General features: G+C 70.6%; 29 protein-coding genes. 18 read left to right on the top strand and 11 right to left on the bottom strand.

The window, feature by feature from the left end; translation table 11 throughout:
- Positions 1–256 precede the first annotated feature (256 nt).
- The 10 genes from ACFCXS_RS03260 to ACFCXS_RS03215 all read left to right on the top strand — a co-directional run bounded on the left by ACFCXS_RS03260 (position 257) and on the right by ACFCXS_RS03215 (position 7,421).
- Entirely contained in the window at positions 257–1,000 is a 744-nt protein-coding gene (locus ACFCXS_RS03260) for a hypothetical protein (protein ID WP_376641341.1), read from the top strand.
- Positions 1,001–1,017: 17 nt separating this feature from the next.
- Positions 1,018–1,908 (top strand): hypothetical protein, encoded by an 891-nt coding sequence (locus ACFCXS_RS03255; RefSeq protein WP_376641340.1) that lies wholly within the window; start codon positions 1,018–1,020, stop codon positions 1,906–1,908.
- Complete coding sequence (locus tag ACFCXS_RS03250) at positions 1,905–3,212, top strand: CpaF family protein (protein ID WP_376641338.1); 1,308 nt, start codon at positions 1,905–1,907, stop codon at positions 3,210–3,212. The genes ACFCXS_RS03255 and ACFCXS_RS03250 overlap by 4 nt, the downstream gene beginning before the upstream one ends.
- 46 nt (positions 3,213–3,258) lie before the next feature.
- A complete protein-coding gene (locus ACFCXS_RS03245) occupies positions 3,259–4,209 on the top strand; it encodes a type II secretion system F family protein (RefSeq protein WP_376641517.1) in 951 nt (316 codons plus the stop codon).
- The gene (locus ACFCXS_RS03240; protein WP_376641336.1) at positions 4,209–5,132 is read left to right on the top strand and encodes a type II secretion system F family protein; all 924 of its coding nucleotides are present in this window, start codon (positions 4,209–4,211) and stop codon (positions 5,130–5,132) included. The genes ACFCXS_RS03245 and ACFCXS_RS03240 overlap by 1 nt, the downstream gene beginning before the upstream one ends.
- A gap of 100 nt (positions 5,133–5,232) precedes the next feature.
- A complete protein-coding gene (locus ACFCXS_RS03235; RefSeq protein ID WP_010041603.1) occupies positions 5,233–5,484 on the top strand; it encodes a hypothetical protein in 252 nt (83 codons plus the stop codon).
- A gap of 44 nt (positions 5,485–5,528) precedes the next feature.
- Positions 5,529–5,990 (top strand): TadE family protein, encoded by a 462-nt coding sequence (locus ACFCXS_RS03230; RefSeq protein WP_376641335.1) that lies wholly within the window; start codon positions 5,529–5,531, stop codon positions 5,988–5,990.
- Positions 5,991–6,419, top strand: coding sequence for a TadE/TadG family type IV pilus assembly protein (locus tag ACFCXS_RS03225; protein WP_376641333.1), 429 nt, complete (start codon positions 5,991–5,993; stop codon positions 6,417–6,419).
- On the top strand, positions 6,416–6,886 hold the full coding sequence (locus ACFCXS_RS03220; protein ID WP_376641331.1) for a pilus assembly protein TadG-related protein: 471 nt from the start codon (positions 6,416–6,418) through the stop codon (positions 6,884–6,886). The genes ACFCXS_RS03225 and ACFCXS_RS03220 overlap by 4 nt, the downstream gene beginning before the upstream one ends.
- A gap of 304 nt (positions 6,887–7,190) precedes the next feature.
- Complete coding sequence (locus tag ACFCXS_RS03215) at positions 7,191–7,421, top strand: hypothetical protein (RefSeq protein ID WP_376641329.1); 231 nt, start codon at positions 7,191–7,193, stop codon at positions 7,419–7,421.
- Between the two features lie 62 nt (positions 7,422–7,483).
- Here the strand turns inward: ACFCXS_RS03215 and ACFCXS_RS03210 are convergent, their stop codons facing one another.
- From ACFCXS_RS03210 to ACFCXS_RS03185, 6 genes are all read right to left on the bottom strand, one after another.
- On the bottom strand, positions 7,484–7,846 hold the full coding sequence (locus tag ACFCXS_RS03210) for a hypothetical protein (RefSeq protein WP_376641327.1): 363 nt from the start codon (positions 7,844–7,846) through the stop codon (positions 7,484–7,486).
- Between the two features lie 250 nt (positions 7,847–8,096).
- A complete protein-coding gene (locus ACFCXS_RS03205) occupies positions 8,097–8,465 on the bottom strand; it encodes a contact-dependent growth inhibition system immunity protein (RefSeq protein WP_376641325.1) in 369 nt (122 codons plus the stop codon).
- A 68-nt stretch (positions 8,466–8,533) separates the two neighbouring features.
- The gene (locus ACFCXS_RS03200; RefSeq protein WP_376641323.1) at positions 8,534–9,340 is read right to left on the bottom strand and encodes a hypothetical protein; all 807 of its coding nucleotides are present in this window, start codon (positions 9,338–9,340) and stop codon (positions 8,534–8,536) included.
- Between the two features lie 16 nt (positions 9,341–9,356).
- Positions 9,357–10,007 carry a hypothetical protein gene (locus tag ACFCXS_RS03195; protein ID WP_376641321.1) on the bottom strand — a complete coding sequence of 217 codons (651 nt, stop codon included), beginning with the start codon at positions 10,005–10,007 and terminating at the stop codon, positions 9,357–9,359.
- Positions 10,008–10,097: 90 nt separating this feature from the next.
- Complete coding sequence (locus ACFCXS_RS03190; protein WP_376641516.1) at positions 10,098–11,180, bottom strand: hypothetical protein; 1,083 nt, start codon at positions 11,178–11,180, stop codon at positions 10,098–10,100.
- The gene (locus ACFCXS_RS03185) at positions 11,180–11,827 is read right to left on the bottom strand and encodes a hypothetical protein (RefSeq protein ID WP_376641319.1); all 648 of its coding nucleotides are present in this window, start codon (positions 11,825–11,827) and stop codon (positions 11,180–11,182) included. Before ACFCXS_RS03185 ends, ACFCXS_RS03190 begins: the two co-directional genes overlap by 1 nt.
- 426 nt (positions 11,828–12,253) lie before the next feature.
- On the opposite strand from ACFCXS_RS03185, the gene ACFCXS_RS03180 reads away from it, so the two are divergent.
- The 5 genes from ACFCXS_RS03180 to ACFCXS_RS03160 all read left to right on the top strand — a co-directional run bounded on the left by ACFCXS_RS03180 (position 12,254) and on the right by ACFCXS_RS03160 (position 19,057).
- Positions 12,254–15,142: a BTAD domain-containing putative transcriptional regulator gene (locus tag ACFCXS_RS03180; RefSeq protein WP_376641317.1), complete on the top strand. Its 2,889-nt coding sequence runs from the start codon at positions 12,254–12,256 to the stop codon at positions 15,140–15,142.
- Positions 15,139–15,867, top strand: a complete 729-nt coding sequence (locus ACFCXS_RS03175; protein ID WP_376641315.1) for a prepilin peptidase — start codon at positions 15,139–15,141, stop codon at positions 15,865–15,867. The genes ACFCXS_RS03180 and ACFCXS_RS03175 overlap by 4 nt, the downstream gene beginning before the upstream one ends.
- A gap of 179 nt (positions 15,868–16,046) precedes the next feature.
- On the top strand, positions 16,047–17,042 hold the full coding sequence (locus ACFCXS_RS03170) for a lysostaphin resistance A-like protein (protein WP_376641313.1): 996 nt from the start codon (positions 16,047–16,049) through the stop codon (positions 17,040–17,042).
- A gap of 70 nt (positions 17,043–17,112) precedes the next feature.
- The gene (gene mqnC / locus ACFCXS_RS03165; protein ID WP_376641311.1) at positions 17,113–18,312 is read left to right on the top strand and encodes a cyclic dehypoxanthinyl futalosine synthase; all 1,200 of its coding nucleotides are present in this window, start codon (positions 17,113–17,115) and stop codon (positions 18,310–18,312) included.
- Between the two features lie 7 nt (positions 18,313–18,319).
- Positions 18,320–19,057 carry a hypothetical protein gene (locus ACFCXS_RS03160; RefSeq protein ID WP_376641309.1) on the top strand — a complete coding sequence of 246 codons (738 nt, stop codon included), beginning with the start codon at positions 18,320–18,322 and terminating at the stop codon, positions 19,055–19,057.
- Between the two features lie 13 nt (positions 19,058–19,070).
- Here the strand turns inward: ACFCXS_RS03160 and ACFCXS_RS03155 are convergent, their stop codons facing one another.
- Complete coding sequence (locus ACFCXS_RS03155; RefSeq protein ID WP_376641307.1) at positions 19,071–20,108, bottom strand: chitinase; 1,038 nt, start codon at positions 20,106–20,108, stop codon at positions 19,071–19,073.
- 193 nt (positions 20,109–20,301) lie between these two features.
- Between ACFCXS_RS03155 and ACFCXS_RS03150 the strand changes: the two genes are divergently transcribed.
- Positions 20,302–20,997, top strand: coding sequence for a demethylmenaquinone methyltransferase (locus ACFCXS_RS03150; protein WP_358961313.1), 696 nt, complete (start codon positions 20,302–20,304; stop codon positions 20,995–20,997).
- 18 nt (positions 20,998–21,015) lie between these two features.
- Here the strand turns inward: ACFCXS_RS03150 and ACFCXS_RS03145 are convergent, their stop codons facing one another.
- Positions 21,016–21,321 carry a PASTA domain-containing protein gene (locus ACFCXS_RS03145; protein ID WP_376641304.1) on the bottom strand — a complete coding sequence of 102 codons (306 nt, stop codon included), beginning with the start codon at positions 21,319–21,321 and terminating at the stop codon, positions 21,016–21,018.
- Positions 21,322–21,431: 110 nt separating this feature from the next.
- Positions 21,432–21,956: a GNAT family N-acetyltransferase gene (locus ACFCXS_RS03140; protein WP_376641302.1), complete on the bottom strand. Its 525-nt coding sequence runs from the start codon at positions 21,954–21,956 to the stop codon at positions 21,432–21,434.
- A 98-nt stretch (positions 21,957–22,054) separates the two neighbouring features.
- On the opposite strand from ACFCXS_RS03140, the gene ACFCXS_RS03135 reads away from it, so the two are divergent.
- Positions 22,055–23,347 (top strand): geranylgeranyl reductase family protein, encoded by a 1,293-nt coding sequence (locus ACFCXS_RS03135; protein ID WP_376641300.1) that lies wholly within the window; start codon positions 22,055–22,057, stop codon positions 23,345–23,347.
- Between the two features lie 234 nt (positions 23,348–23,581).
- Here the strand turns inward: ACFCXS_RS03135 and def are convergent, their stop codons facing one another.
- Both def and ACFCXS_RS03125 read right to left on the bottom strand, forming a co-directional pair.
- Positions 23,582–24,208 carry a peptide deformylase gene (gene def, locus ACFCXS_RS03130; RefSeq protein ID WP_376641298.1) on the bottom strand — a complete coding sequence of 209 codons (627 nt, stop codon included), beginning with the start codon at positions 24,206–24,208 and terminating at the stop codon, positions 23,582–23,584.
- 452 nt (positions 24,209–24,660) lie between these two features.
- Positions 24,661–25,494, bottom strand: a complete 834-nt coding sequence (locus tag ACFCXS_RS03125) for a C40 family peptidase (RefSeq protein ID WP_376641515.1) — start codon at positions 25,492–25,494, stop codon at positions 24,661–24,663.
- A gap of 724 nt (positions 25,495–26,218) precedes the next feature.
- Here ACFCXS_RS03125 and ACFCXS_RS03120 point away from each other — a divergent pair.
- Positions 26,219–26,578, top strand: a complete 360-nt coding sequence (locus ACFCXS_RS03120) for an NADH-quinone oxidoreductase subunit A (protein WP_003992243.1) — start codon at positions 26,219–26,221, stop codon at positions 26,576–26,578.
- Positions 26,579–26,591 lie beyond the last annotated feature (13 nt).

The raw sequence follows: 26,591 nt of genomic DNA, 5'->3' as shown, positions 1-26,591 counted from the left end.
GAGATCATGGCCGTTCTGTGACGGGGGTCCCTCAAAGGGAAGGGAGTCGGCTGAAGTTGCAGATGCGTAAACGTTGAACGGCGGACCGCGTGAGGCCGAATGCGTTTTGAGACGCTTATGTGCGGCTGATAGCTTGCCATGGCTCGACGCAGACTTCGACGCTGGCCACCTCGCCAGTTCAGAACCTCTTCAGCGGGCCGGGATGCGTTAAGTGTCCCAATTGGTAGACATTTCTTGGTGTACGGGGAGCGGTTGCGTGAAGATCCAAGAGCGTACGGGGGCGGGCGCAGGTCGTTCCGCGACTCCGGCTCAGCCGTCGGTCGGAGACCGGCTTCCCACCCCTCCTCGCGAGCGCAAACCTGCACTTGCCGCGCTCGCGGTGCTGCTCATCCTGGTGGGTGCGCTGGGGGCGACCATGCTCGTGCTCCAGGCCGGTGACCGGATCGAGGTCGTCAAGGTCACGGAGGCCATCCCCGCGGGCGGTTCGGTCAACAAGTCGAACTCGACCCCTGTCATGGTCGCCAAGGACGACAGCATTCACTACGTCGAGTGGACCCAGCTGCCCGAGCTGCAGAAGCAGAAGCTGAAGGCCGTTAACGCCATCCCCGCCGGAGCCGTCGTTGTCGGCGAGATGTTTGGCGACGAGGCGGGTGTCGCCGCCGGCAAGGCCACCGTGGGCCTGTCCCTCAAGGCCGGCCAGTACCCGACCGGCATCAAGCAGGGCGACACCGTCGCGGCCTACCGCGTCAGCTCCGCCTCCGGCTCGGGCAACAGCAACAGCAACTCCTCGTCCTCGTCGGCGTCCAGCAACTCGGTCATCGTCGACAGCGCCCGCGTCACCTACGTCCCGGACGCCAAGGACAGCGGCGACGAAATCGTCAGCAGCACCAACCTGGCGGTCACCCTGACCGTCGACAGCGACAAGGCCGCCGACCTGACCCAGGCTGCCTCCAACGGCGAGGTCGCTCTCGTCCAGGTCCCCGGTAACTCCGGCAACTAGAAGGCGGCCCCCACCCCATGGCGCTCATCGCTCTCGCCGCCGACAAGGGTTCCCCCGGCGTCACCACCGCGGCCGTCGCACTCGCGGCGGTCTGGCCGCGGCGTGTCCTGCTCGCCGAGGCGGACCCGGCGGGCGGTGACCTCGTCTACCGCAGTGCCGCCGCGCACGGCGGCCCGCTCAACCCCAACACCGGCATGCTGTCCATCGCCGCCACCGCACGCCGCGGCCTCGTGCCCGACCAGCTCTGGGACCACGTGCAGCCGCTGAGCGGCGGGCTCGAAGTCCTCGTCGGGCTCGGGATCGCCGAACAGGCCGCCGGACTCGCCGGGTTGTGGCCGACCCTCGGGCACGCCTTCAACTCCCTCGCCGACTCCCCGCACGCCGCCGCCGACGTCATCGCCGACTGCGGACGCATCAGCGGCGACACCCCGGCCGTGGAGATGTTCCCGCACGCCGCGCTCGTGCTGCTCGTCTCGCGCACCGAGCCCGAGGCCATCGCCCGCGTCCGCGACCGCGCCGCCGCCCTCGCCGGCAAGCTGCACGGCGGATCGCGCGGCGCCGCGAGCCTCGGCACCCCGATGATCGGCGTCGTCCTGATCGCCGACACCGGCACGGCCGGCAAGATCGCCTCGCAGGTCAACGACATGCTCGTGCACGCCCAGACCGGCGCCCGCGTGGTCGGCACCATCGCCGACGACCCGGCCGGCGCCGACCAGCTGGCGGGCCGTAAGCGCGGACGTCTCGACAAGTCGCTGCTGATCCGCTCGGCCCGCAAGGTCGCCGCCGACCTCTACCAGCAGTACGGCGCCGCCTGGGCCGCCTCCGCACAGGCCAACCAGGCGCCCCAGGCCCATCACGCCCCGCACGCCCCGGGTCAGATGCAGGGCCACGCGGGGGCCGGCACATGACCGCTGTCGACCACCAGTTGGTCAAGCGGTTCCGTCAGGACGCCGGCGACCGCATCGCCGAGCAGCGCAGGCAGGACCAGCTCGCGGGCGTCACCCCGATGTCCACCGAGGACGAACGGCAGTACGCCCGGGCCGTCATAGCCCAGATCCTGGAGGAGTACGCCCGCGCCGAGATCAACGCGGGCCGTACGCCGCTGGACGCGGAGACCGAGGAGCAGTACGCGGCCGCCGTGCACGCCGCGCTGTTCGGCGTCGGCCGGCTCCAGCCGCTGCTGGACAACCCCGAGGTCGAGAACATCGACATCAACGGCTGCGACCAGGTGTTCATCGGCTACTCCGACGGCCGCGAGGAGCAGGGCGACCCCGTCGCCGAGACCGACGAGGAGCTCATCGAGCTCATCCAGGTGCTCGGCGCGTACTCGGGTCTGTCCTCCCGCCCCTTCGACTCGGCCAACCCGCAGCTCGACCTGCGGCTGCCCGACGGCTCGCGCCTGTCGGCCGTCATGGACGTCACCCGGCGCCCCGCGCTGTCCATCCGCCGGGCGCGCATGGGCAAGGTGTTCATCTCCGACCTGGTCGGCAACGGCACCCTGTCGCCCGAGGTCGCCCACTTCATGGCCTGCGCGGTCCGCGCCCGCAAGAACATCATGATCGCCGGCGCCACCAACGCCGGAAAGACCACGCTGCTTCGGGCTCTTGCCAACGAGATCCCGCCGCACGAGCGCCTCATCACCGTCGAACGGGCCCTGGAGCTCGGGCTCGACACCTTCCCCGACCTGCACCCCAACGTCGTCGCCTTCGAGGAGCGCCTGCCCAACTCCGAGGGCCAGGGCACCATTTCGATGGCGGAACTGGTGCGGCGCTCGCTGCGTATGAACCCCTCCCGCGTCATCGTCGGTGAGGTCCTCGGCGACGAGATCGTCACCATGCTCAACGCCATGTCGCAGGGCAACGACGGCTCCCTGTCCACGATCCACGCCAACAGCTCGCACGAGGTCTTCAACCGTATTTCCACCTACGCGCTGCAGGCCACGGAACGGCTGCCCATCGAAGCCAGCCAGATGCTGATCGCGGGCGCGGTCAACTTCGTCGTCTTCATCCAGCGACGCAACAACTACGGCAACGGCGGCCGCCTCCAGCGCATGGTCACCTCCGTCCGCGAGGTCAACGGCGTCGACGGACGCGTGCTGTCCAGCGAGGTGTTCGCGGAGGCCCCCGACGGCCGGATCGTGCCGCACGCCCCCATCGCCTGCCTGGAGGAACTGATGGCACACGGCTACCGGCCGACCGGGACCTGGGGGTGAACCGGGAATGACCACGAACCTCGCGGCACTCGGCTCGCTCGGCTCCATGGGCGGCCTGTTCTCCACCACCGTCCTGTACTCGATAGGCAGCGGCGTCGCCGTCGGCGGCGGACTCGCCCTGCTCCTCATCGCCATCCGCGGGCTGCCCGCCAAGCCCGACCACGAGAAGCAGAAGGCCGCCGAGCGGGCGAGCGAACTCATCCGCTTCGCCGGGCAGCGCGGCTCGCTCGCCGCCATCGTCGGCCTGGTCGTCCTCGTCCTCACCCGCTGGGCGGTCGCGGGCATCGCGGCCGGTGTCCTGGTCTTCTTCTGGGACCGCCTCTTCGGCGGCGCCGGTGAGGAACGGGCCGCCATGCGCCGCGTGGAGGCCCTGGCCTCCTGGACGGAGTCCCTGCGCGACACCATCGCCGGCGCCGTGGGCCTGGAGCAGGCCATCCCGGCCTCCGCCCGCGCCGCGGCCCCCGTCCTGCGGCCCCACCTCGACGCCCTCGTCGACCGGCTGCGCGCCCGCACCCCGCTGCCCGAGGCGCTCCAGCAGCTCGCCGACGAGATCGACGACGCCTCCGCCGACATCATCGTCGCGGCCCTCATCCTCAACGCCCGCCTGCGCGGCCCCGGTCTGCGCCAAGTCCTCGGCGCCCTGGCCAAGTCGGCCCGAGAGGAGGTCGACATGCGCCAGCGGGTCATGGCCCAGCGCGCGTCGACCCGCAGGTCCGTGCAGATCGTCGTCGCCGTCTCCATCGCCTTCGTCCTCGGCCTGTCGATCTTCAACCGCGACTTCGTCGAGCCGTACGGCACGGCCGTCGGCCAGCTCGTCCTGGCCTGCGTCTGCGGCCTGTTCGCGCTCGGCTTCTGGTGGCTGCGCAAGCTGTCCACCATCGAGACGCCCGAGCGCTTCCTCGTCCGCGACGAGGCATCCGTCCAGTTCGTCCGTCCCAGGACGCCGTCGCACGCGCAGTCCCAGCAGCGGCTGCCGCAGGAAGAGGGGGCGCGCTGATGGACCTCACGATGCCGCTCGTCGTCGGCGCCGTCATCGGCCTGGGCATCTACGCCCTCGTCCGCGCCCTCATGCCCGGCAAGCGCAGCGCGATCTCCCAGGTCGCGCGGATCGACGCGATGCGGGCCCGCGGCTCGGCCTACGAGTCGGCCCGCGTGGAGCGCGAGAAGGGCCGCCTGGGCGCGCTGCGCGCCGAAGTCGGCCTGCGCGTCTCGGAGTTCTACCTCCAGCAGGGCTGGGAGCAGCGCTCGCTGCGCGCGGACCTGGCGGTGCTGGACCGCAGCTGGGAGAAGTTCCTGGCGACGAAGGTGCTGCTGGGCGTGGCCGGGCTGTTCTTCGGCCCGTTCCTGTTCGCCATCGTCTACACGCTGGGCTTCGGCCGCAGCCCGATCATCCCGGTCTGGCTGTCCCTCCTCTTCGGTGTGGTCTTCTTCTTCCTGCCCGACCTGGAGGTACGCCGGGACGCCGCCGAGAAGCGGCGCGACCTGCGGCGCGTGATCGGCGCCTACCTCGACCTGGTGTCGATGAGCCTCGCCGGCGGACGCGGTCTGCCCGAGGCCCTGATGGCCGCGGCCGAGGTCTCCGACGGCTGGGCCAACCAGCGCATCCGCAACGCCCTGTCCGACGCGCGCATCACCGGCGTCAGCCAGTGGCAGGCGCTCGGCGCGCTCGGCGAGGAGATCGGCGTGGAGGAGCTGAAGGACCTCTCCGCCTCCCTCGCCCTGGTCGCGGACGACGGTGCGAAGGTCCGCGAGTCCCTCGCCTCCCGCGCCGAGACCATGCGCCACCGCGAACTCGCCGAGATCGAGGGCAGTGCGGGCGAGAAGTCCCAGTCGATGCTCGTCGCGCAGCTGCTGCTGTGCGCCGGGTTCCTGGTGTTCCTGATCTTTCCGGCGGCGATGCGGGTGTTCCAGGTGCAGTGAGCCGTGCACGAGCCTTGCGGTGAGCTCGCAGGGAGCTCGCAGTGAGCGACCTTCACAACTCCAGAACCTCCGTGACCTGAACTCGAAAGGACAAGACGTCATGAACGGACGTAACTTCCACACCGGCATCCCCGCCGTGGACTTCCTCGTCACCTTCCTCCAGGCCCGCACCGAGCGGGCCCGCTCCGGCGAGCTGGACCGCGGCGCCTCCGCGGTCGAGTGGGTCATCATCTCCGCGGTGGTCGTGGCGATCGTGGGTGTCGTGGCCGCCATCATCAACGCCGCGCTCAGCGAGGGCGCCAACAAGGTCGGCGACTGCATCAAGGGCGCCGACGCGGGCAAGACCTGCTGATCGCCTCGAGAGCAGCGGGAGCAGGAGCAACGGGGTTCACGGGGATGCCGGCAGACGTCAGCAGACGGGTACGCCGCTGGGCGCGGGCCGCACGGGAACGAGCGGCCACCCGCGGCGATTCAGGCATGACCGCGATCGAGTTCGTGCTGCTCACCCCGGTCCTGTTCTTCATGATCTTCGCGACGGTGCAGTTCGCCCTGTACTTCTTCGCGGACCACGTCGCCCAGGCGGCGGCCCAGGCCGGAGCCCGCAAGGCCCGGGCCACGGCCGACGAGCAGCCGGGTGCGTGGCGGGGCGAGGCGCGGGACGTGGTGGACAGCTACATCCAGCAGCTGGGACCGCAGTTGGTGCTGTCCCCGGACGTGACGATGCTGCAGCCCGAGCAGAACACGGTGGGCGTGGAGATCGCGGCCCGGGTCCCGACGGTGTTTCCCGGGCTGGATCTGACGGTGCACGCGCAGTCGGCGGGGCCGGTGGAGCGGTTCGTGCAGGATGAGGGGAACTGAATGCCCGTCCCTGCTCTCCCCGGAGGTCCTCGGTCCGCGGACGACAGCGGCCTGTCCACCGTCGAAGTCGTGATCCTCGCCCCGGTGATGATCCTGTTCATCCTGGTCCTGGTGGCCTTCGGCCAGCTCGTGGACGGCCGTGGGGCGCTCGACGGCGCGGCCAGGGACGCGGCCCGCGCGGGGTCGATCCAGAAGGACCACGCGACGGCCATGGCCGAGGCCAAGAAGGCCGCGGAGGCCAACCTGGCGGACGTCTGCTCGGGCCCCGTGAACGTGACGCAGACCAGCCAGGGCTTCGAACCGGACACCATCTTCACGGTCGAGGTGAGCTGCCAGGTGCGGGGTCTTGCCATGCTCGGCCTCGACGTCCCGACGACGCTGTCGGCGAGCTTCAGCTCCCCGCTCGACCCGTTCCGGAGGTCGGTGTGAGGCACCTGCGGTCCTCCTTGCGGTCGTGGTGGGCGGCCCGTGGCGCGCGTCTGGACGACCGCGGCTCCGGTGCCGGCGCGGTCATCATCTTCACGCTGGTCTTCCTCTCCCTCTCCGCGTTCGTCATCGACGGCGGGCTGTCCATCTCCAAGCGCGAACGCGCCGCCGACATCGCCGAACAGGCGGCCAGATACGCGGCCCAGGACATCGACCGTGACGCCCTCTACGAGAACGAGGGCGGCCCCGCCCCCATCAACTTCGAGAACTGCAACGCCCGCGTCAAGGCGTTCGCCCGCGAAATGGACATGACGGGCGCGGACATCGGCGCGACCCACTGCGTGGCGGCGAACGCCCAGCAGGTCGAGGTCGAGGTGCAGCTCACGTACTCACCCGTCTTCACGGGGATGTTCTACGGCGGTGACGTGGTGGTCCACGGGCAGGCGGTGGCGGAGAACGAGGTCGGCTGAGCCGGTCCGGAACATCCCGTGAATCTGCACAGCATTCACTGTGAGGTCGGGATGGAGCGGGGAAGCGGCCGGGCCCGGCCCTTTTCCCGCATTGCGAGCCACCCTCCTGCACCGCGAAGCGACAGGAGATGTGAAGACCGCGAGTACCCCGGTGACCAAAAGGCCACACTCATGAATTCACCCCCCGCTTTCCGTCCGCTTTCCCATCCACGGACTGAGCACTGACTGGCCGCCCTTCTCCCGGCGTGCTTTGATCGTTCGCGCTCGAGCATTTCGAATTTTGAACCGAAGGGAATCGCCCCCCATGGCCTTCACCCCGCAGATCGAGACCGCCCAGATGTCCGACGCCGAGCTGGACACCATCGCCGGCGGCCAGGCGGGCGGTGCCACCGCGGGTGCCGGCGCCGCTGCCGGTCTCTACGTCGAGACCACGGCCGCGGGCCTCACCACCGGCGTCGGCGGCGGCGTGGGCCTCGCCGTCTCGCCGCAGGGCATCCAGGCGGACCTGCACCTCAACGCGGCCGTCTCGCACTGACGAACGCAGGAAAAGGCCCCAGCTCTGCGGAGCCGGGGCCTTTCGCATGTCTCGTACGGGGCCTACTTCCCCCCGCCGTCTCCCTTACTGCCCTTACCGCCCTTACCGCCCCGCTTGTCCTCGGTCTTCACGGCGTCGTTCACCTTCTTGGCGAGTTCGTCGTCCAGCTTCTTGAACTCGCGCACCACGGCGTCGGACATGCTCGCCAGCGCGTCCAGCTGCTGCGTGATGTCCTCGCGCCCGTCTTCCCAGTTGGACTCGAAATCGTCGAGCGCGTCATTGACGCTGCCGTCGCCGATGTCATCCTTGTACGACTCGAAGAGTTTCTTGGTGTGATTCAGCCGGGTCTTGATGGACCGCAGCCGGCGCCCGTAGCTCTCCAGCTCGGTCAGCGGAAGCGCGAGGTCGCTCTTGCCCTTGCCCATCCGGCAGCCCCCAACGTCGCCACTCTGATCTCGGAGGAACGGTACCCCGGCCGGATCTTTCCGTCGAACGGCTGTGCCTCGTAAGTTCACGTGTGCATACGGTTGTTGAGGTTGGTGTGCGCGTGACGGGGGTTGCGGTATGGAGGGCACAGGCCTGCGGACCGGGATGTCCTGCGGGTTCGTCATCGAGCTGTCGAGTGGCGTCAGATGTCCTTCGGGAGTGAGGCGAGGAAACCATCGACCACATCCTTTACGTAACAGGAGAATCGGTCAGTATCGCCACGGCCTCCTTGAGCGTACGCGCCAGGTCCGGGGCGTCCGCCCATACGTCCGGCCTCCTGGTGAGCACCGCGTACAGCAGATCGTCGTCATACCACCCACCGGCTGCCTGATCGGGGGCCGTGGCCCGCAGGATCTCCACAGCGAGCGGAAGCAGCCACGGCAGGCCGACGTCCTGACCGATCAACCGAGCCAGTTCGTCCGGCTCCAGCGCTCCGATGGGGCGACGCCGCAGCTTATGCACGCTTCTGACCAGTGAGGTCGAGTCCTGAGGCGGCTCCGGCCAGCGTTTTCCCTCGAGTTGTTCAAGGGACTGACCAGGGTCGACGGGCTGAGGCATCGACAGAGTTCCTTTCGTGGCCCCGGCTGTCGAGGAAAGCGAGTCCGCCGTTCACGTGGGCATCCACACTACGTGCCGTCACCGGTGCCCGACGGAATGCAGGAATCCGTTGAGGCGATCGAGTTGCTGGTGACCTCACTTGGAGCATGCAATGCCGTCCGACGACCTTCAGGGAGGCCCTGGCCGAGTAGGGCGACGATCCTCCGAGCACCGGACGGCGAACTCGTCAGCCGGGCCCACGAACCGTCCCGGAAGAAGACCGTGACGTCGGACTCGTCCATGCTGAACCGCCTGATCTCCGCCCCGGTGATCTCCTCGCGAGGAACCGACCAGAGGACGGACTCGGTTCCGGGTGTCTTCTGGCCACCGCCCCATGAAAGGAACCGGCTGCCCCGCGCGGTGTCCTCGTAAGACACGATGCGTACCGGCCCGTCAGGCTCGGCCAGTTCGATCTCGGTCACGGTGCGCCAGGAGCGCCGGGAGGGGTCGAGCTGCCAAGGCAGCGTACGGGCCGTCCCGCCCACGCCCGCCCACATGACGGGGAAGTCGTCGACCTCGTTCTCCCGGTCCTCCAGCTCCCCTCGCATCGCTGGCGACGCGGGACTGCCGAGGGCGTCGGCAAGGATGTAGAGCGGCAGCATCAAGAGCCCGGTGGTGGCGGTCAGCACGTGCACGCCGAGCTTGCCCAAGAATCCCCGGACCTCGAAGGCTGGTCCGGTCGGCCATCCTGGCAAGTCCCGTTCGATGTCATTGCGTTCGAGGTCGCGATAGGAGCGACGCTTCGCCACGGAGGCGGCGGTACCACTCGCGAACTCGACCCGGTAGCGGTCGGCTTTCTCGTCCGTGTCTTCGTTGCACGGCGGTTTCCGGTTCACGCTCGATTCACCGCCCTCACCTGGAGCACTTCCCTCGCTCACCGCGCACCGACGAGTTCTGCCACACGCCCTGCTCGTTCTTCGTGAGGGAGAGCGAGTAGCGGACGTAGGGGCTGGTGCCTGCCGGATTCCCCTCGACCTTGCCGGTCTTGCGGTTCCTGGTCTTCGCGTCGGTCTCGTCCGTGCAGTAGGTGAGCGCCGCTCCCTTGGCGTTGCCGGCCATGACGACCTTTGGGTCGAAGGCGGGCAGCTTGCCGATGACGGTGAGGTCCTTGTCCGTGTAGGACTTGATCCACTGCTTGGTCAGCCCGCGGACCCCCTCGGTGTCGTAGAAGGTGACGGCTTCGCTGTCCGGGTCGTCGGCGATGATCGCCGCATATCCGGCCCGGACCTCTTCCCTGGCGTCGTCGAGCATGGCCTGCTCCGCAGGGTCGCTGCTCGTCCAGTTCTCGAAGGTCAGCCGGAAGCTGCTCGGAAGCTTGATGACCGGGCGGTTGACGCCGGATGCCGCTGACGGCTTCGAGGCTGCCGGGCTGGGCGAGCTGTTGCCGACGGCGTCCTCGTTGCCGTCCGACGACGAGTCGTCGCCTCCTCCGCAGGCGGCCAGAAGCAGCGCCGCCGCCGTGGCGAACGCTGCGGCAGTGGTGGTCGGTGCGCGGCGGGCCACAGTTGGTCTCCCCTTGGCTTCGGTGCAGGTGGTTGCGGAGGCGGCGTCACATCGCATGGTCGTCGGTCGGTGGGCCGGCGGGTGCCGGGTTCAGCGGTTGACCGACTGGATCTCCTGGACGTTCATGTCCTGGGTGGTCTCGAAGGTGCCGTCGGGGAGGTCGCCGGTGGTGCCGTCGGAGCCCTGCCAGGTGATCTTCCAGGTGACGCTGGCCGAGAGCTGGTAGGGAGCACCGTCGCTCGCGCGGAGATAGCGGATGCCGCACGGCGGGGTCTCGTCGGCGGCGTCTTTTGTGTACGGGGTGCCGATGGAGCCGTCGTCGTTGATCGCGCAGTCGCCGGAGGCGGGGAAGACTTCTGCGTCCTCGGTGCCCGGGTCCAGGTGGAGGGCGACCGGCTTGGCGGTGGTCTCCGCCCACAGGCCGGTGTTCGGCAGTGCGGCGCGGACCTTGACGTCCTTGAAGGTGCCCTTGTCGAGCCAGACCCAGGTCGGGAGGTTCACCGTCGACCTGGCCGCAGGCTTCAGCTCCACCTCGGTCTCGGGGACCTTGACCTTGTTGTAGGCGTACTCGGCGAGGGTCTTCGGGGTGGGCGCGTTCGGATCGTCCGGGACCTGGCCGGCGTCGACCCAGAACATGATGCGGCCGCAGTCCCACGATGCCGAGGCGTTGGGGTCAGGGGCGACTCCACGCCAGAAGTAGCCGTCCTTGCCGAGGTTGTAATCCTTGTAGCCCTCGGCCGAACTGTTCTTCGCGGCCTTCAGATCGAAGTTGTCAGCCGGTTTGCCGTCCCGGTAGTGGTCGGTCCACAGACCCTTGCCGAACCAGGACTCGTGGATGCCGACATCGCCGCCGCCGTCGGTGTCCACGAACTTCTTCAACTGATCCGGGCTGAAGGCGGGCTCGTACCAGCAGGCCGGGGGCTTCCAGTTCGGGTCGACGGTGCCAAGGTTCCCCTGCTTGCCGCCGCCGTCGCCACCGCTCGGATAGGTGACCCGAATGTTGGAGACGGACGCCGACAGGCTGCCGTCCTTACCCGCGTTACCCGTGGCGTTGTCCCCGTTGGACGGCTTCTTGTCGTTTCCCACGCCGACGGCATGAGTCGGCGTGGCGGACAGGGACACCGCCAGAGCCGTGACGGCGACAGTGGTCAGGGCCCGCTTGTGCCGGAACATCAGGAGCAACCGCCCCTGTCGGAGTTCGTGGACACGGTCTGCCACACACCCTGCTCGTTCTTCTGCATCGTGACGACGTAGGCCACGTGGGGATCGGTACCAGAAGGAGTTCCGACGACGTCGCCCGTCTTACGGTTCTTGGTCTGCGCCTTGCTCTCGTCCGTGCAGTACCTCAGCTGGGCCTTGGTCTTCTTCGCGAAGAGGGTGGCCTCAGGATCGAAGACAGGAAGCTCGCCGATGACTGTGACGTTCTTGCCGGTGTAGGACTTGATCCACTCCCGGTCCGCGGAGAGGCCGGCCCGCGTGTCGTAGAAGGCGAGGGCCTCACCGCCGTCAGGATCGTTCGCGATGATCGCCGCGTAGCCGGCACGGAGCTGCTCCTTGCCGTCGTCGAGTACGGCCTGCTTGTCCGGGTCGCTGCTCGTCCAGTTGTCGAAAGTCAACCGGAAGCTGCTCGGAAGGGTGACCTCGGGCCGTTCGGCCCCGGACGGCGTCGATGCGGAAGCCGAATCCGTCGGGCTCGACCCTGTGCCCGCTCCCCGGATGTCGTCCGACGACTTGTCGTCACTCCCACCGCACGCGGTGAGCAGAAGCGCCGCCGTCACGGTCAGCGTGGCGGCAGTCGTGGTCAGAGCGCGGCGGGCCACAGTTCGTTCTCCCCCGGGGTTCGGTGTGTGCGGCAGAGAACGAAGCTATCAGGGGCGGGTAACGGGGCCCTGGAAGGCAGTGGTGGATTGCGTGGGGACCGTGAGGGGACTGCGTGGCACATGCGAAGGCGATGGTCCCGATCGCCCGGCCCAGGAATGAACACCCAAGACCTCAGGGGCAAATCGGACGGCAGTGAGGTTCCCTGCCTCCGCCCTTCGACGACCCCGAAAAGAGTCCATAAGATCTCGGTAGGCTCAGCACACCCCCACCTCACAGCCCGGCCCCACCCCACACACGACCCCAGGACACCCGCCATGCCGCGACGCCGCACCTCAAGCTCGTCAAGCTCGACGGGAAGTACGTCGGGAAGTTCGACGGGAACGACGGGGACCACGGCCGCCCCCAGGAACCGGACGCCGCAGCCGGTGCGGATCCGGCGGCGGTCGTTCGGGGACTTCGTCAAGGCGTTCTTCGCCTTCGTCGCCCTGGCCGTGCTGCTCGTCGGCGTGCCGGGTGCGCTGGCCACGCAGATCGGGTGGCCGCTGCCCAACGGGGTGCCCAGTTTCGACTGGCTGCAGCAAGAGATCACCGTCCACACGTTCCTGAACATCCTCACCGTCATCGTGTGGCTGGCGTGGGCGCAGTTCACCGCGTGCGTGCTCGTGGAGATGAAGGCCGCGCTGTCCGGCGTCGGCGTGCCGGGGCGGGTGCCCGGTGCCGGGCCGAGTCAGCTGCTCGCACGTCAGCTCGTCGCCGCGCTGCTGCTCGTCGGTGCCACCGCCGCCAGCTTCACGCCGGGGCTGTCCCAGCTCGGGAACAGCTATGACGCCAACCAGAAGCCGACCGTCGCCGCCGCCCAGGCCACCCCGGGCCTCTTCGCCCAGCAGCAGGAGCAGGCCTCCGGCGCCGCGGCCGCCCTCGCCGAGCAGGCCTCGCACGCCGCCGCCCACGCCGACGCCGGCGGCACCACCGCCAAGCAGGGCGACACGAAGTTCTACCGGATCCAGCCGCCCGAGGGCCGTCACCACGACTCCCTGTGGGAGATAGCCCAGCGCCACCTCGGCGACGGGCGCCGCTACAAGGAGATCTTCGAGCTCAACAAGGACCGCGTGCAGCCGGACGGCTCCAGGCTCTCCGAAGCCAGCCTCATCAGGCCCGGCTGGATCATGGAGATGCCGGGCGACGCCCGCGGCGGCGACCTCGTCGAGATGCCCGACGAAGCCCCCGACGTGTCGCCCGATGTGCAGCAGCAGATCAGCGACTACGCCCAGACCGGCGACCACGCCCAGGGCGGAGGCGGCGCGCAGGGCGGGAGTGACCAGGCGCACGGCGGCGCCACCCAGGTCTCCGTCCCCGACCAGCAGCGGCCCGCCCACGACGGCACCGGGCACCAGCAGGCCACCGCCGTGGGCGCCGAGTCCGGCAGCTCCTTCGGCCTGCCCGAAGCCCTCCTCGCCGCGCCCCTCCTCGCCGCCGGTCTCCTCGGCGCCCTGGGGCGGCGTCGCCGGCAGGCCCTGTGGCAGTCGGCGTTCGGCTCCGTCGGCGGACGGCGCGGCATGGAGCCGCCCACCCCGAGCGGTGACGCACAGGACGTCCAGGACGCGCTCCTCGTCGGCGCCGACCCCGAGGGCGTACGGCTCCTGGACCGGAGCCTGCGCGGTCTCGCCGCCTCCCTCGCCGAGGAGTCGCGCGCATTGCCGGTCGTCTACGCGGCCTGGCTCACCAACGGCGACCTGCACCTCCAGCTCGCCCAGCCGGCAGGGAAGCCCCCGGCCCCCTGGCAGCAGGGGCAGGACCAGACGTTCTGGATGCTCTCCCGCGCCGACGCCGAGCGCTACGAGGACGTCGACACGGCCGCGCCCTACCCGGGCCTCGTCAGCCTCGGCACCATGGACGACTCGCGGCTGCTGCTCAACCTGGAGGCCGTGCCCGGCATCGTCTCGCTGAGCGGCCGGGAGGCCGACCGGGCCGCCGTCTTCGCGTCCGTGGCCGCCGAGTTGGCGACCAACGGGTGGTCGGACCGCATGACCATCACGCTCGTCGGCTTCGGGGAGGACCTGACGCCCCTCGCCCCGAACCGGATCCGGCACCTGGAGGACGTCGAGGCCCTCGTCGAGACCATGGAGGCCGAGACACGGCAGCGGCGCGGAGCGCTGGGCGCCGCCGGGCACGACTCCGTCCTCACCGGGCGCACCGGGCCCGCCCAGCACACCCGTTGGGCCCCGCACCTGGTCCTGCTCGCCGCCCACCCGTCCGCCGAGGACGCCGTCAAGCTCGCCGAACTCGCCGCCGACGCAAGCCGTCTCGGCATCGGCTACCTCGTCGGCACCGAGACCGGCGATCTGCCGGGCGCCGCCTGGGAGATGGAGATCACGGGCCAGGGCAAGCTGCTCGCACCCCTCCTCGGGCTGGAACTGGACGCCCAGTTGCTGCCCGCCGCCCAGCAGCGGGCCGTGGTCGAGCTGTTCGTCGAGGCCGACCCGGAGCGCGAGAGCGACGGGCCCGCGACCGCCCCGCCGTTCCTCGTCGACATCAGCGAGCAGGGCCGTCCGGCCGTGTACGCCCGGCTCGTCGGGCCGTACGAGATCATCGGGCTGGACAACCCGGACGGGGAGCGCAGCGCGCTGCTGCACGAGGCGCTCGCCCTGCTGCTCCTGCACCGCGAGGGCGTGCACCCGCGCGTGCTGTCCTCGGCGCTGTGGCCGCGCGGTGTCACCGACGACGTGCGCGGTGCGCTGCTGGACCGGCTGCGCGACTGGCTCGGCACCGACCCGGACGGCACGCCCCGCCTCGCCACCGACGGCTCCGGCCGGCTCACGCTCGCCAAGACGGTCGTCTCCGACCTGGACGTGCTGCGGTCCCTGTACCACGAGGCCACACAGGGCCGGGGTGTCGGCAGCCGGGCCGTGCGCGGGCGGCTGCTCACCGACGCGCTGGTGCTGGTGCGCGGGCCGCTGCTCGCCGACCGGCCCGAGGGCCGCTACCAGTGGCTGTCCCACGAGATCGTGGACGCCCAGCTGCCGCTGCTCGTCGCGGACACGGGGCTCGCGCTGTGCGAGTTCCACATGGAGAAGGACCGCGCGGAGAAGGCCATCGAGGCGCTCAACGCGGCCCTGCGCACCGCTCCGGCCGACGAGCGCCTGTGGCACGAGCTGCTGCGCGCCACCCATGCCGGCGGTGACACGCAGCGGCTGACCGGACTCGCCACCGACCTCATCGGCCGCAGCGGGGCCCGTGGGCTGCCGCCGCGCACCGAGGCACTGCTCGACGAGCTGCTGCCGACGTGGCGTGACGCGATCGCCGCGGTGGGATGAGCACCGGGCTGCTGGTCCTCGTCGCCGCGCTGTGGGGTGCGGCGGCAGGAGCGCTGCTGCCGCGCGCGGCCTACCGGTTCTCGGCGCCGTCGGGGGAGACGTGGCGCAAGGAGTGCCCCGGCGGGCACCCCGTCAAGGGCTGGCTGGGACGGGCGGCGTGCGGCGAATGCGCGGAGCCCGCATACGGGCCGCGTACGACGTCCCTCGCGATCGCCACCGCCCTGATCTGCGCGCTTCTCGCCGCCGCGACCGACACCCGCCCCGAGCTCGGGGTCTGGCTGCTGCTCGCCCCGGCCGGCGTGCTGCTCACGGTCGTCGACTTCCGGGTACGGCGCCTGCCCGACCCGCTCACCCTCCCCTTCGCCGCGGCCGCCCTGGCCCTGCTCGGCCTCACCGCCCTCGTCCCCGAACACGCGGGCCACTGGACGACCGCCCTGCTCGGCTCCCTCGCCCTGGGCGGCGGCTACTTCGTCCTGTTTCTCATCAACCCCGCCGGCATGGGCTTCGGCGACGTCAAACTCGCCCTGGGCACCGGCGCGGCCCTCGGCTGGTACGGCTGGCCGACGGTCATGCTCGGCACGTTCGCCGGTTTCCTCCTGGGCGCGCTGTACGGCGGCGCCCTGGTGGTCACGCGCCGAGCCACCCGCAAGACGGCCATCCCCTTCGGCCCGTTCCTGATCGCGGGCGCGTTCCTGGGGCTCCTGGTGGGGGCGTACACGGCCTGACAACAGGCTCCGGCGCGGCCCCGGCCCACCCGGTCGTCCGGCACGCCGACCCGCGCCTGAGAGAGCCGGCCGAACGTCTGTGATCTGCGCCCGAGAGCCGGCCGAACGCCTGTGACCCGCGCCCGATAGCCCGCCGAACGCCTGTGACCCGCGCAACCGGCGCTGTCATGATGCTGATCATGACAAACGCATCGTCCTACCCCGTCTACCCCGCCCACCCGACCGCGTCCGTCGGCCCGTCCCCGGACCCCGAGCCTCAGCCGTATCACCGCCTGGACCGCGCCACCGGCCGTCACCGCTGGTGGCGGCCGATGGTCGGTACGGTGCTGCTGGCCTTAGCCTGCTTCGTGAGCCTGCTCGTGCTGCTGGCCGTCTCCTTAGGGATCGGCACGGCGCTCGGTGCCCCCGAACTGCCCGACGGCGGTGCCGACCTGGGGCCGCTCGGGAACACCGCGATGGACCTCGTGTCCATTGCCATAGCCCTGCCGCTCGTGCTGCTGGCCACGCTGTGGCCGGCGAGACGGGCCGCCGGGACCGTCACGTCGGTCACCGGACGGCTGCGGATCGGCTGGCTCGGGTGGTGTCTGCTGGCCGGGCTGCCACCCATCCTGCTGCTCACGGTGATCTCCTTCTTCCTGCCGGGCGGCTCGGACGAGTCCGAGTCCTTCGTGGGGTGGCGCCCCTTCCTCGTGGCCCTGGCCGTGCTGGCCGTCCTCGTCCCGCTGCAGGCCGCGGCCGAGGAGTACGTCTTCCGCGGCTGGCTGCTCCAGGCGGTCGGGGCGTTCCTGCGCTCCCCGTGGCTCGCCGTGATCCCGCAGGCCGTACTGTTCGCCGCGGCCCACGGCTGGGGCACCCGGTGGGGCTTCCTCGGACTGCTGGTGAACGGTGCGGTGATGGGTCTGCTCACGATTCGCACCGGCGGACTCGAGGCGGCCGTCGTCCTGCACGTCCTGAACAACCTGCTGGCCTTCGGAGTCTCCGCCGCGTTCGTCGACGGGCTGTCGTCGGACGAGACCGCGGCCGACGCGCCCTGGCCGCTGGCCCTCACCGCCATCGTCACGGACCTGCTCTACGCCGCGCTCGTGCTGTGGCTCGCCCGGCGTCGCGAGCCGCAGCGCCTCTCGGTACCGAAGACCCCGCCCGCCCCTGCTGCCCACCCCGCCCGCACGGCCTGACGTCCAGCCCACCGAGGCCCTGGCGTACGCTGGGCTGGTCCGTCCACAACCCTTACGAAAGGGACGCCCGGTGACCGAGAAGGCCGACCTTCAGCCCATCCTCGACCGTGCAGCCGCCGGTGGGCGGATCACCCCGGACGAGGCGCTCGTGCTGTACCGGGACGCCCCGCTGCACGCCCTGGGCGCCGCCGCCGACGCCGTACGCCGCCGCCGGTACGCCGGGACCGAGCACATCGCGACGTACATCATCGAGCGCAACATCAACTACACGAACGTCTGCGTCACGGCGTGCCGCTTCTGCGCGTTCTACGCCGCCCCCAAGGACACCGACAAGGGCTGGACGCGCGACCTGGACGACATCCTGCGCCGCTGCGCGGAGACCGTCGAGCTGGGCGGCACGCAGATCATGTTCCAGGGCGGGCACCACCCGGACTACGGCGTCGAGTACTACGAGAAGCACTTCAAGGCGATCAAGGACGCGTTCCCGCAGCTGGTGATCCACTCGCTGGGCGCATCCGAGGTCGAGCACATGGCCCGGATCTCCAAGGTGAGCGTGGAGGAGGCCATCCGGCGCATCCACGCCGCAGGCCTCGACTCCTTCGCCGGTGCCGGTGCCGAGCTGCTGCCCGAGCGGCCCCGCAAGGCCATCGCCCCGCTGAAGGAGTCCGGCGAGCGCTGGCTGGAGATCATGGAGATCGCCCACGACCTGGGCGTGGAGTCCACCTCCACCATGCTCATGGGCACGGGCGAGACCAACGCCGAGCGCATCGAGCACCTGCGGATGATCCGGGACGTCCAGGACCGTACGGGCGGCTTCCGCGCCTTCATCCCGTACACCTACCAGCCCGAGAACAACCACCTGAAGGGCCGCACGCAGGCGACGCTCTTCGAGTACCTGCGGATGATCGCGATCGCCCGCCTCTTCATGGACAACATCGCCCACATCCAGGGCTCCTGGCTGACCACGGGCAAGGAGGTCGGCCAGCTCTCCCTGCACTACGGCGCCGACGACCTCGGCTCGATCATGCTGGAGGAGAACGTGGTGTCGTCGGCCGGTGCCAAGCACCGGTCCAACCGGATGGAGATCATCGATCTCATCCGGAAGGCGGGCCGGGTGCCCGCCCAGCGCGCCACCACCTACGAGCACCTCGTCGTGCACGACGACCCGGCGAACGACCCGGTCGACGACCGCGTGGTCTCGCACATCTCCTCCACGGCCATCGCGGGCGGCACGGCTCACCCCGAGCTGAAGCTGCTGGCCCCCAACTGACCCCACGGTGCTGACGATCCACGCCGCCCCGCTGGTCCTCCCCGCGGGCGCGGCGCCCGGCACGGACGCGCCCGGCGCGGATGCAGGCGGCATGGGTGCACCGGGCACGGACGCACCCGGCACGGACGCACCCGTCGTTGACGGGGCCGTCCTGGTGGACGGTGACCGGATCACGGCTGTAGGGCCCTGCGAGGAGCTCGCCGACGCGGCACCGGGCGCGCGAATGCGGCGCTGGCCGGGCGTGCTCACCCCCGGTCTGCGTCAGTGGCATCCCCTGTGGCTGCTGCGCCACTGCTACCACCCCGACCCGCGCGAGGCCGGCGAGCTGGGCGAAGAGCCCCTGTGGGGCGAGAAGCTGGCCGCCCTGGGCGACCTCACCGAGACCCGCTGGTCGGGCAGCGTACGGCGCGGAGTGCAGCGGATGCTGCGGTACGGCACGACGGCCGTCGCGTCCCCCGGCGCCCGTTTCCGCGATCCGCTGGTGGCCACGGCCGTCGCCCGCTCCGGGCTGACCGTCGTGGGGACCACGGGTGCTCCCGGCGCGCTCCTCGGTGAGCGGCCCGACCTCGACCCGTTCGCGGAGGGGTACGACCTGCGCGGCACGGTCCACGCCCCGCTGTCCGTCGGCGCCCGGGCCGACCTGGCCGTGTTCGACGTGCCCGACGAGGCGGCCCTGCGCGGGCGCGGCGCGGTGACCTGCGTGGCGACCGTGCTGGCCGGCCGCCTGGTGTACCGGGCCCGCTGAGCCCGGAGCCGGGTCAGCCCGCGAGCACCTTCGCGAAGGCTCCCGGCTCCTGTGCCACCCCGCTGCAGTGGGTCGCCGCCTTCGCCGGATCGGTGCCGCCCGCACACTGCCGGTCCCGGGCCGTCGACCACATCGAGACCCAGGCGATGCCCTTCTCCTCGGCGAACGCGCGGACCTCGGCGGCGTCCGCGAGCGTGAACGTCTCGCCCTTGACGTCGTTGACGCCGATCATCGGGGTGAGCGCCATGCCCCGCCAGGCGGTCGCGTCGGAGGTCTTGAAGACCTTCCGCAGCTGGGCGTGCGCGGCCCCGGCGGCCGAGAGGGCGTAACCGCCCATGTCACCGGCGTACTTCGAGCCGTAGTTCATCGTCATGAGGTTGACGGTGGAGACCTGCACGGCGTGATTGTTCGCGGAGGCGAGGAGCGCCAGGCTGTGCTTGTTGAGGCCCTTGGGCATCACCGGCAGGGTGAAGGAGACCTTCAACCCGGGCCGTTCCTCCTGCAACCGCGCGATCGCCTGCGAGCGCAGCGCCGTGGACGCGGAGTCGCCCAGCTCGTCGCCCTCGATGTCGAAGTCGGCCAGGGTCGTACCGGCAACATCGAGCGCCCTGCCGTAGGCCGCGGCCAGTTCCGGCGCGCTGTCGCAGTTCGCCGCGAGTTCCCTGCCGTCCGCGCCGCCGAAGGAGACCCGGACCCGGGCGCCGCCCTCCTTGAGCTTCGCGATGCGGGACGCGACTGCCGCGTCGCCGACGGCGTGGGAGCCGTCCCAGCGGGGGACGCAGTCGTCGCCGTCGGCAATGACGAACGCCAGGTTGTACGTCGTGGGGGAACCGGCCGCATCGGTGGCGGCGGCTTGCCCGGCACTGACATACGGGGCGTAGGAGGTGCCGCTCCCGGAAGGGGGCGGGGTGCCGGCTCCGGCGGAGGACGAGGTACTGGGAGCGGCCGTCACCGTGGGGGCCGCGTCGCCCTGCCCGGAACATGCGGCGGTGGTGGCGAGGGCGAACAGGCAGCCCATCCCGGCCGCCGCCGGTGTCCGGAAACTCCTCATGACGTGCGCTCCCGTTCTCCTGTGCTCCGGGGGTCCGACAGAAAGTACGTCTCCCCGCAGCAAACGTCTCACGAAGGCGGTGGCGCGCGGCGGGATCCGGCGAGGTTTCCCGGAGCCGCCGGTGCGCACGGCGAGCGGCGGCACGCAGGCAGCCGCGGCTCCTGCCCGGAGGGCGTGCTGCAAGAATGGGCCCGTGACCCGCGCATCCCTGGACAAGCAGCCGCACGAAGTCGCCTCGATGTTCGACGACGTGGCGGAACGGTACGACCTGACCAACGACGTGCTGTCCCTCGGCCAGGACCGGCGATGGCGCAAGGAGGTCGCCAAGGCGGTCGACGCGCGCCCCGCGCAGAAGATCCTCGATCTCGCGGCGGGCACCGGCACCTCCTCGCTGCCCTTCGCCCGCACCGGCGCCTACGTCGTCCCGTGCGACTTCTCCCAGGGCATGCTCCAGGTCGGCAAGCAGCGGCAACCGTGGCTGCCGTACACCGCCGGCGACGCGACGAGGCTGCCCTTCAAGGACGACACCTTCGACGCCGTCACCATCTCCTTCGGGCTGCGCAACGTGCAGGACACGGACGCCGGCCTGCGCGAGATGCTCCGGGTGACCCGGCCCGGCGGACGGATCGTGATCTGCGAGTTCTCGCACCCGACGTGGGCGCCGTTGCGCACCGTCTACACCGAGTACCTGATGCGTGCCCTGCCGCCGGTCGCCCGGGCCGTGTCCTCCAGCCCGGACGCCTACGTCTACCTCGCCGAGTCCATCCGCGCCTGGCCCGACCAGCCCGCGCTGGCCGAGCGGCTGGGCAAGGCCGGCTGGTCGCGGGTGGCCTGGCGCAACCTGAGCGGTGGCATCGTGGCGCTGCATCGGGGCTTCAAGGCCGAGTGAGGCCGGGGCCCGTCGGGCCTAGGGCGAGCTGAGGACCATGGAAGGGTCGCCCGGCTCGTCCAGCTCGCGCTGGAGACCGCCGCGGGGCGGACGCGGGATGCGCGGTTCGTGCACGCCCCCACCGCCCTGTCCGGGCCCGAAGTCGAACCACACGTAGACCATCGACTCCCGCGGCACCTCTGCACCGGGCTGCGGGTACTGGCGTACGACGTAGTCGACGACGGCGAGCTCGGGCCGGTCCGGCGTGGTGAGGAGGAGACCCTGCGCCCGGGCCGTCTCCCGCGCGTCCACGGCCATCAGGCCGACCAGACGCGGTACGCGCACATCGGGTGTCTTGCGGGATATGTGCACAGATGTCACCCCCAGCGGTACAGGAAGGGTAACTCCCGCCCCGTACCGACCGGAAGCGACAGGTGTCCTGATGTGGCAGCCGACTACGCTCCGTCGACGGCCGGGAGGCCGAGCCGGTAGCAGTGTCCCGTCCGCCGCGCGGCCGGAGTCGTGAACGTCTCGGCGAGGCGCATCCCGAGCCGCCGCGTCACGGCGATGGACCGGCTGTTGCGGGCGTCGACCATCGCGACCACGCCCGGCACGCCCGCGGCCCGCATCCGCTCCAGCGTCTGCCGCGCCGCGGCCGTCACATAGCCCTTGCCCCAGTGCTCCCGGCCCAGCCGCCAGCCGATCTCGATCTCGCCGGCCGGGCCCCAGGCCCGCTCCCACGGCTGGGCGCCGGTGAAGCCGAGGACCTGGCCCGACCCGTCCAGCACGGTCCACAGGCAGAAACCGCGCTCGGCGTCGTGGCGGCGCTGGCGGGCGGTGAGCTCCTCGTAGACCGAGAGCTCGGCGGCCCTGCCGCCCTGGAACTCCATGACCTCCGGGTCGTCGAAGATCCGGTGCCAGACGAACGCGTCCTCGTGGGTGGGTACCCGCAGCCGCACGGCGGGGAGAACTCGGTTCACGGGGCAGCCCTTCAGCCGGGTGATGAATGCCGCTGCATAGACTGCCCATGTCCCGTGCCGGCCGGCACATCAATTCCGAACCTCGGGGAGATCCCGCCGTGAGTGTCGAGACCGAGCCCCTCTCGGAGAACACCGCCGATGTGATCGTCGTGGGCGCGGGGCCGGCGGGCTCCACCACCGCCTACCACCTCGCCAAGGCGGGGCTCGACGTCCTCCTGCTGGAGAAGACCGCCTTCCCACGCGAGAAGGTCTGCGGTGACGGCCTCACCCCGCGTGCCGTCAAGCAGCTGGTGGCCATGGGCATCGACATCTCGGAGGAAGCCGGCTGGCTGCGCAACAAGGGCCTGCGCATCATCGGCGGCGGGGTGCGGCTCCAGCTCGACTGGCCGGATCTCGCCTCCTTCCCCGACTACGGCCTCGTCCGCAAGCGTGACGACTTCGACGAGCAGCTCGCCCGGCAGGCCCAGAAGGCCGGAGCCCGGCTCTTCGAGCGGTGCAACGTGGGCGCGCCGATCGTCGACGACCGCACGGGCCGCATCACGGGGGTGCACGCCAAGCTCGGTGAGGACAAGCGCGAGGTCACCTTCCACGCGCCGCTCGTCGTCGCAGCCGACGGCAACTCCACCCGGCTGTCCCTCGCGATGGGGCTGCACCGCCGCGAGGACCGGCCGATGGGCGTGGCGGTGCGCACGTACTTCACCAGCCCCCGGCACGAGGACGACTACCTGGAGTCCTGGCTGGAGCTGTGGGACCGCCGCGGCGCCGAGGACCGCCTGCTGCCCGGCTACGGCTGGATCTTCGGCATGGGCGACGGCACCTCGAACGTCGGCCTGGGCGTGCTCAACACCTCCGACTCCTTCAAGGAGCTGGACTGGCGCGAGGTCCTGAAGGCCTGGTGCGCGTCGATGCCGGAGGACTGGGGCTACACGCCGGACAACATGACCGGCCCGATCCGGGGTGCCGCCCTGCCGATGGCCTTCAACCGCCAACCGCACTACACCAAGGGCCTGCTGCTCGTCGGCGACGCCGGCGGCCTGGTCAACCCCTTCAACGGCGAGGGCATCGCCTACGCCATGGAGTCCGGCCAGATCGCCGCCGACGTCATCGTCCAGGCCCACGCCCGGCCGACGCCCGCGAGCCGCGAACTGGCCCTCCAGCGCTACCCGCGCGTCCTGAAGGACACCTACGGCGGCTACTACACGCTCGGCCGCGCCTTCGTGAAGCTCATCGGCAACCCGAAGGTCATGCAGATCGCGGCCCAGCGGGGGCTGACGCACCCGATGCTGATGAAGTTCACGCTGAAGCTCCTGGCGAACCTCACCGACCCCACGGGCGGCGACGCGATGGACCGCATCATCAACGGACTGAGCAGGGTGGCCCCGAAGGCCTGAACGGACGCACGGCGCGCGGGCCCGGCCTGCGGGTGCGGGGCCCGGCGTGCGGGCGCGGGTTCGGGCCCGGTGTGCTGGTGTGCCGCGGGGCCCGGCCCGTGGCGGAGGGGCCTGGCCCGTGGCGGAGGGGCCTGGCCCGTGGGTGTGGATGGTGGTGGGGTCCCGGCTTGCGGGTGAGGGTGGCCGGGGGCCCCGGCCCGTGGGTGTGGATGGTCCTGGGGCCCCGGCCTGCCGTCAGGCGTTCAGCGCCGCGATGTTGGCTGCCCGGCGCGCGAGTACCTCGTCCCGCCGGTCCGCCGACTGCCCCAGCGCGGCCTTCCGTTCCCGTGCGGAGAGCCGGTCCAGGTAGAGCCGCCCGTCGCAGTGGTCGGTCTCGTGCGCCAGGCAGCGGGCGAAGTAGCCGGTGCCCTCGATCACGAGGGGCTCGCCGTCCCGGTCGAACCCGCGCACCACGGCCCGGTCCGGACGCGGCACCTCCATGGTGGCGCCCGGCACCGAGAGGCACCCCTCCGCTTCGTCGAGGAGCCTCCTGCGCGAGGCCCCGAGCGGCTCCAGGACCGGATTGACGAGATGCCCGACGTGCCGCACCCCGTCGTCGTCCGGGCAGTCGTACACGAACACCCGCAGATCGACCCCGACCTGGTTCGCGGCGAGCCCGGCCCCGTCCGCGACGTACATGGTCAGGAACATGTCGTCGATGAGCGCGGCGAGGTCCGGACCGAACTCGGTGACGTCCCGGCACGGCTTGTGCAGGACCTCCTCGCCGGCCTCGGTGATGCGCCGGACCTTCCCCTGCCGGGCCCCGGGCGCGAGCCGCGGGTACGAGTCGACGGGACGTCCCTGCACGAAGACGCTCGGCATCTGTTGCTCCCTCTGGTGAGTGCCGTGGTGGCGGGAGAACGGGCCCCGGTGTCGGAGCCGCCCCGCCCTGCGGGACTCATGACAGCAGAACGCCCGGGCCGGTCCCAGGAGCAGTCCGGCCACACGCGGCCGTCGGGCCGGTTCGATTCGGGGCGTACGGGACTTTCGGCCCGTCAGGGGAGCGAGATGTCGGCGCGGTCGTACGGCTTGTCGTCAACACCGTGCCAGGCTGGGACAATTCGGGCGCGTGATGCCGGAGTGGCGGAAGCGCATGGGCGGGCCGTGACGCCGAGGGGGCTTCAGAAGGGCCCTGAGGGGCCCTGGAGCGCCTCGGGGCGGGGAGAGGGGCAGTCGGGAGCCCGGGTGCCCCGGGCAGGCCGGGAGGGCCGTCGCCTGGGAGCGGCAACGGCCCTCGAGCCCGTATGTGCGGAGGTTCCGGACGGCGTGCGACGTCAGAGGACGCGGACCGCGCCCGACGCCGGGTAGCCCGACAGGTCCTGGATGACGACACCCTTGGACGGGTTGGCCGCGTCCAGGTACTGGCCGTTCCCGATGTAGACGCCCACGTGGTACGCGGAGCCCTTGCCGCCCCAGTACAGGATGTCGCCGACCTGGATGCTGGAGAGCGGGACGTCCGTACCGGACATCGACTGGTCCTGAGAGACGCGCGGCAGGTCCACACCAACCTGCTTGTACGCGGCCTGCACCAGGGAGGAGCAGTCCCAGGCGTTGGGACCGGTGGCGCCCATGACGTAGGCGTCGCCCACCTGGGCCTTGAGGAACGCGATGACCGTCGCGACGCTGCCGCTGGCGGGCGCCGACACGGACGTGGAGGCGGACGCGGACGCGGAGAGCGTGGCGCGCTCGGTGCTGCGGTTGGCGCGCTCGGCGGCGGCCTTGCGGGCGGCCTCGGCGGCCTTCTTCTTGGCCTCCGCCTTCTGCTTCGCCTCGGCGAGGTCCTTCTTGGCCTCCGTGGCGGCCTTGGCAGCGGCGGCGTCACGCTCGGCGCGCAGCTCGTAGTTCGCCGCGGCCTGCTGGGTGGCGGCGGCGGACTGGGCGACCTGAGCGGACATGTCGGCCGTCAGGGTGGGCAGTTCGATGGTCTGCGTCACCGGCTCGGCGGCGCTCGCCGAGGCCGACGCACCCGCCGCTGCCATGCTGAGAACGCCACCGGCAACGCCGGCGCGCAGGGCGATCGAGGAGGTCGCGCTGCGGCGGGGTTTCCGGTGGCTGCGTATGTGAGCGGTGTGGGACATGGGAATAACCGGTACCAGGGGCTCCTTCATATCTTCAAGAAACGTGTGCTGCGCCACAGTTACTCAATCGGGCCCCGAAAACCCCCGAACGAGACCCTTTATTGACGCCCTAACGGACATTGCGGGCTCCCCGTGACCAGCCTGTGATCACGGTGTTTGATCAATACGCCCGAATTGCCCCGCGCCTACCATCGGTTGGGTTGATTGGCCAAGCCCCGTTCTCATGGACCTCTCATCCATGTGACGGAGGTCACGCAACGGCTGCCCTGCCGGTCGCGTCCCGGCGCGTAGATCACGGCCGTGTCACGACCTCGCGAAGATCGTGAACGCGTGCACGCGTCCACACCTCGCCCCATGAGCCCCCTGACGTGTGAACGCGCCTCTACCAAGAGATCAAGTCCACCGCGAATTTGCATGCAAGAGAACCCTCTTGATATTGAGACGCCCCCTCCGGCCTGCGCTGACAAGCCAAAATGTCACCTCTCGTGATCACTCGGACGCTTCGCGTGTGAAGATCACCGCTCATCCGACTTCATGATCGATCGTCAGGTGGTGGAGATCACAAAGCTTGTGCAATACCCCGTGTCGCAGATCACAGAGCGTCGGGCATAAGATGCACGCGGTTGGGCTTGTGACCTGCTTCACATGTTCCCGATCTTCGCCGGGGCGGGCGGGGTTCGAGGGACAGGAGGGGCGGAAGTGAGCCCGACGCAATCCGCCAGCAGTCAGTGCCGACTGAGAGGAGCGAGGAGCGGTGAACGCTTATGCGCCCATCCTCGTACTGGGAGCCCTCGGGGCAGGCTTTGCGATCTTCTCCGTGGTCATGGCCACGTTGATCGGGCCCAAGCGGTACAACCGGGCCAAGCTCGAGGCCTACGAGTGCGGCATCGAGCCGACCCCCACGCCGGCCGGTGGCGGGCGCTTCCCCATCAAGTACTACCTGACGGCGATGCTCTTCATCGTCTTCGACATCGAGATCGTCTTCCTCTACCCCTGGGCCGTCACCTTCGACGCCCTGGGGATCTTCGGGCTCGTGGAGATGCTGCTCTTCGTGCTCACCGTCTTCGTCGCGTACGCGTACGTGTGGCGGCGCGGCGGCCTGGAATGGGACTGAGGGGCCACACGTC

This window comes from Streptomyces sp. NPDC056373, from assembly GCF_042262425.1.
Taxonomy (GTDB): Bacteria; Actinomycetota; Actinomycetes; order Streptomycetales; family Streptomycetaceae; genus Streptomyces.
This window is presented reverse-complemented; position numbering and strand designations above follow the sequence as displayed.

Excerpts from the sequence above, each read along its gene's own strand:
- ACFCXS_RS03255 (WP_376641340.1), top strand. The coding sequence starts at position 1,018 with ATGGCGCTCATCGCTCTCGCCGCCGACAAGGGTTCCCCCGGCGTCACC.
- ACFCXS_RS03250 (WP_376641338.1), top strand. The coding sequence starts at position 1,905 with ATGACCGCTGTCGACCACCAGTTGGTCAAGCGGTTCCGTCAGGACGCC.
- ACFCXS_RS03245 (WP_376641517.1), top strand. The coding sequence starts at position 3,259 with ATGGGCGGCCTGTTCTCCACCACCGTCCTGTACTCGATAGGCAGCGGC.
- ACFCXS_RS03240 (WP_376641336.1), top strand. The coding sequence starts at position 4,209 with ATGGACCTCACGATGCCGCTCGTCGTCGGCGCCGTCATCGGCCTGGGC.
- ACFCXS_RS03235 (WP_010041603.1), top strand. The coding sequence starts at position 5,233 with ATGAACGGACGTAACTTCCACACCGGCATCCCCGCCGTGGACTTCCTC.
- ACFCXS_RS03230 (WP_376641335.1), top strand. The coding sequence starts at position 5,529 with ATGCCGGCAGACGTCAGCAGACGGGTACGCCGCTGGGCGCGGGCCGCA.
- ACFCXS_RS03225 (WP_376641333.1), top strand. The coding sequence starts at position 5,991 with ATGCCCGTCCCTGCTCTCCCCGGAGGTCCTCGGTCCGCGGACGACAGC.
- ACFCXS_RS03215 (WP_376641329.1), top strand. The coding sequence starts at position 7,191 with ATGGCCTTCACCCCGCAGATCGAGACCGCCCAGATGTCCGACGCCGAG.
- ACFCXS_RS03210 (WP_376641327.1), bottom strand. The coding sequence starts at position 7,846 with ATGGGCAAGGGCAAGAGCGACCTCGCGCTTCCGCTGACCGAGCTGGAG.
- ACFCXS_RS03205 (WP_376641325.1), bottom strand. The coding sequence starts at position 8,465 with ATGCCTCAGCCCGTCGACCCTGGTCAGTCCCTTGAACAACTCGAGGGA.
- ACFCXS_RS03190 (WP_376641516.1), bottom strand. The coding sequence starts at position 11,180 with ATGTTCCGGCACAAGCGGGCCCTGACCACTGTCGCCGTCACGGCTCTG.
- ACFCXS_RS03175 (WP_376641315.1), top strand. The coding sequence starts at position 15,139 with ATGAGCACCGGGCTGCTGGTCCTCGTCGCCGCGCTGTGGGGTGCGGCG.
- ACFCXS_RS03170 (WP_376641313.1), top strand. The coding sequence starts at position 16,047 with ATGACAAACGCATCGTCCTACCCCGTCTACCCCGCCCACCCGACCGCG.
- ACFCXS_RS03155 (WP_376641307.1), bottom strand. The coding sequence starts at position 20,108 with ATGAGGAGTTTCCGGACACCGGCGGCGGCCGGGATGGGCTGCCTGTTC.
- def (WP_376641298.1), bottom strand. The coding sequence starts at position 24,208 with ATGCCGAGCGTCTTCGTGCAGGGACGTCCCGTCGACTCGTACCCGCGG.
- ACFCXS_RS03125 (WP_376641515.1), bottom strand. The coding sequence starts at position 25,494 with ATGAAGGAGCCCCTGGTACCGGTTATTCCCATGTCCCACACCGCTCAC.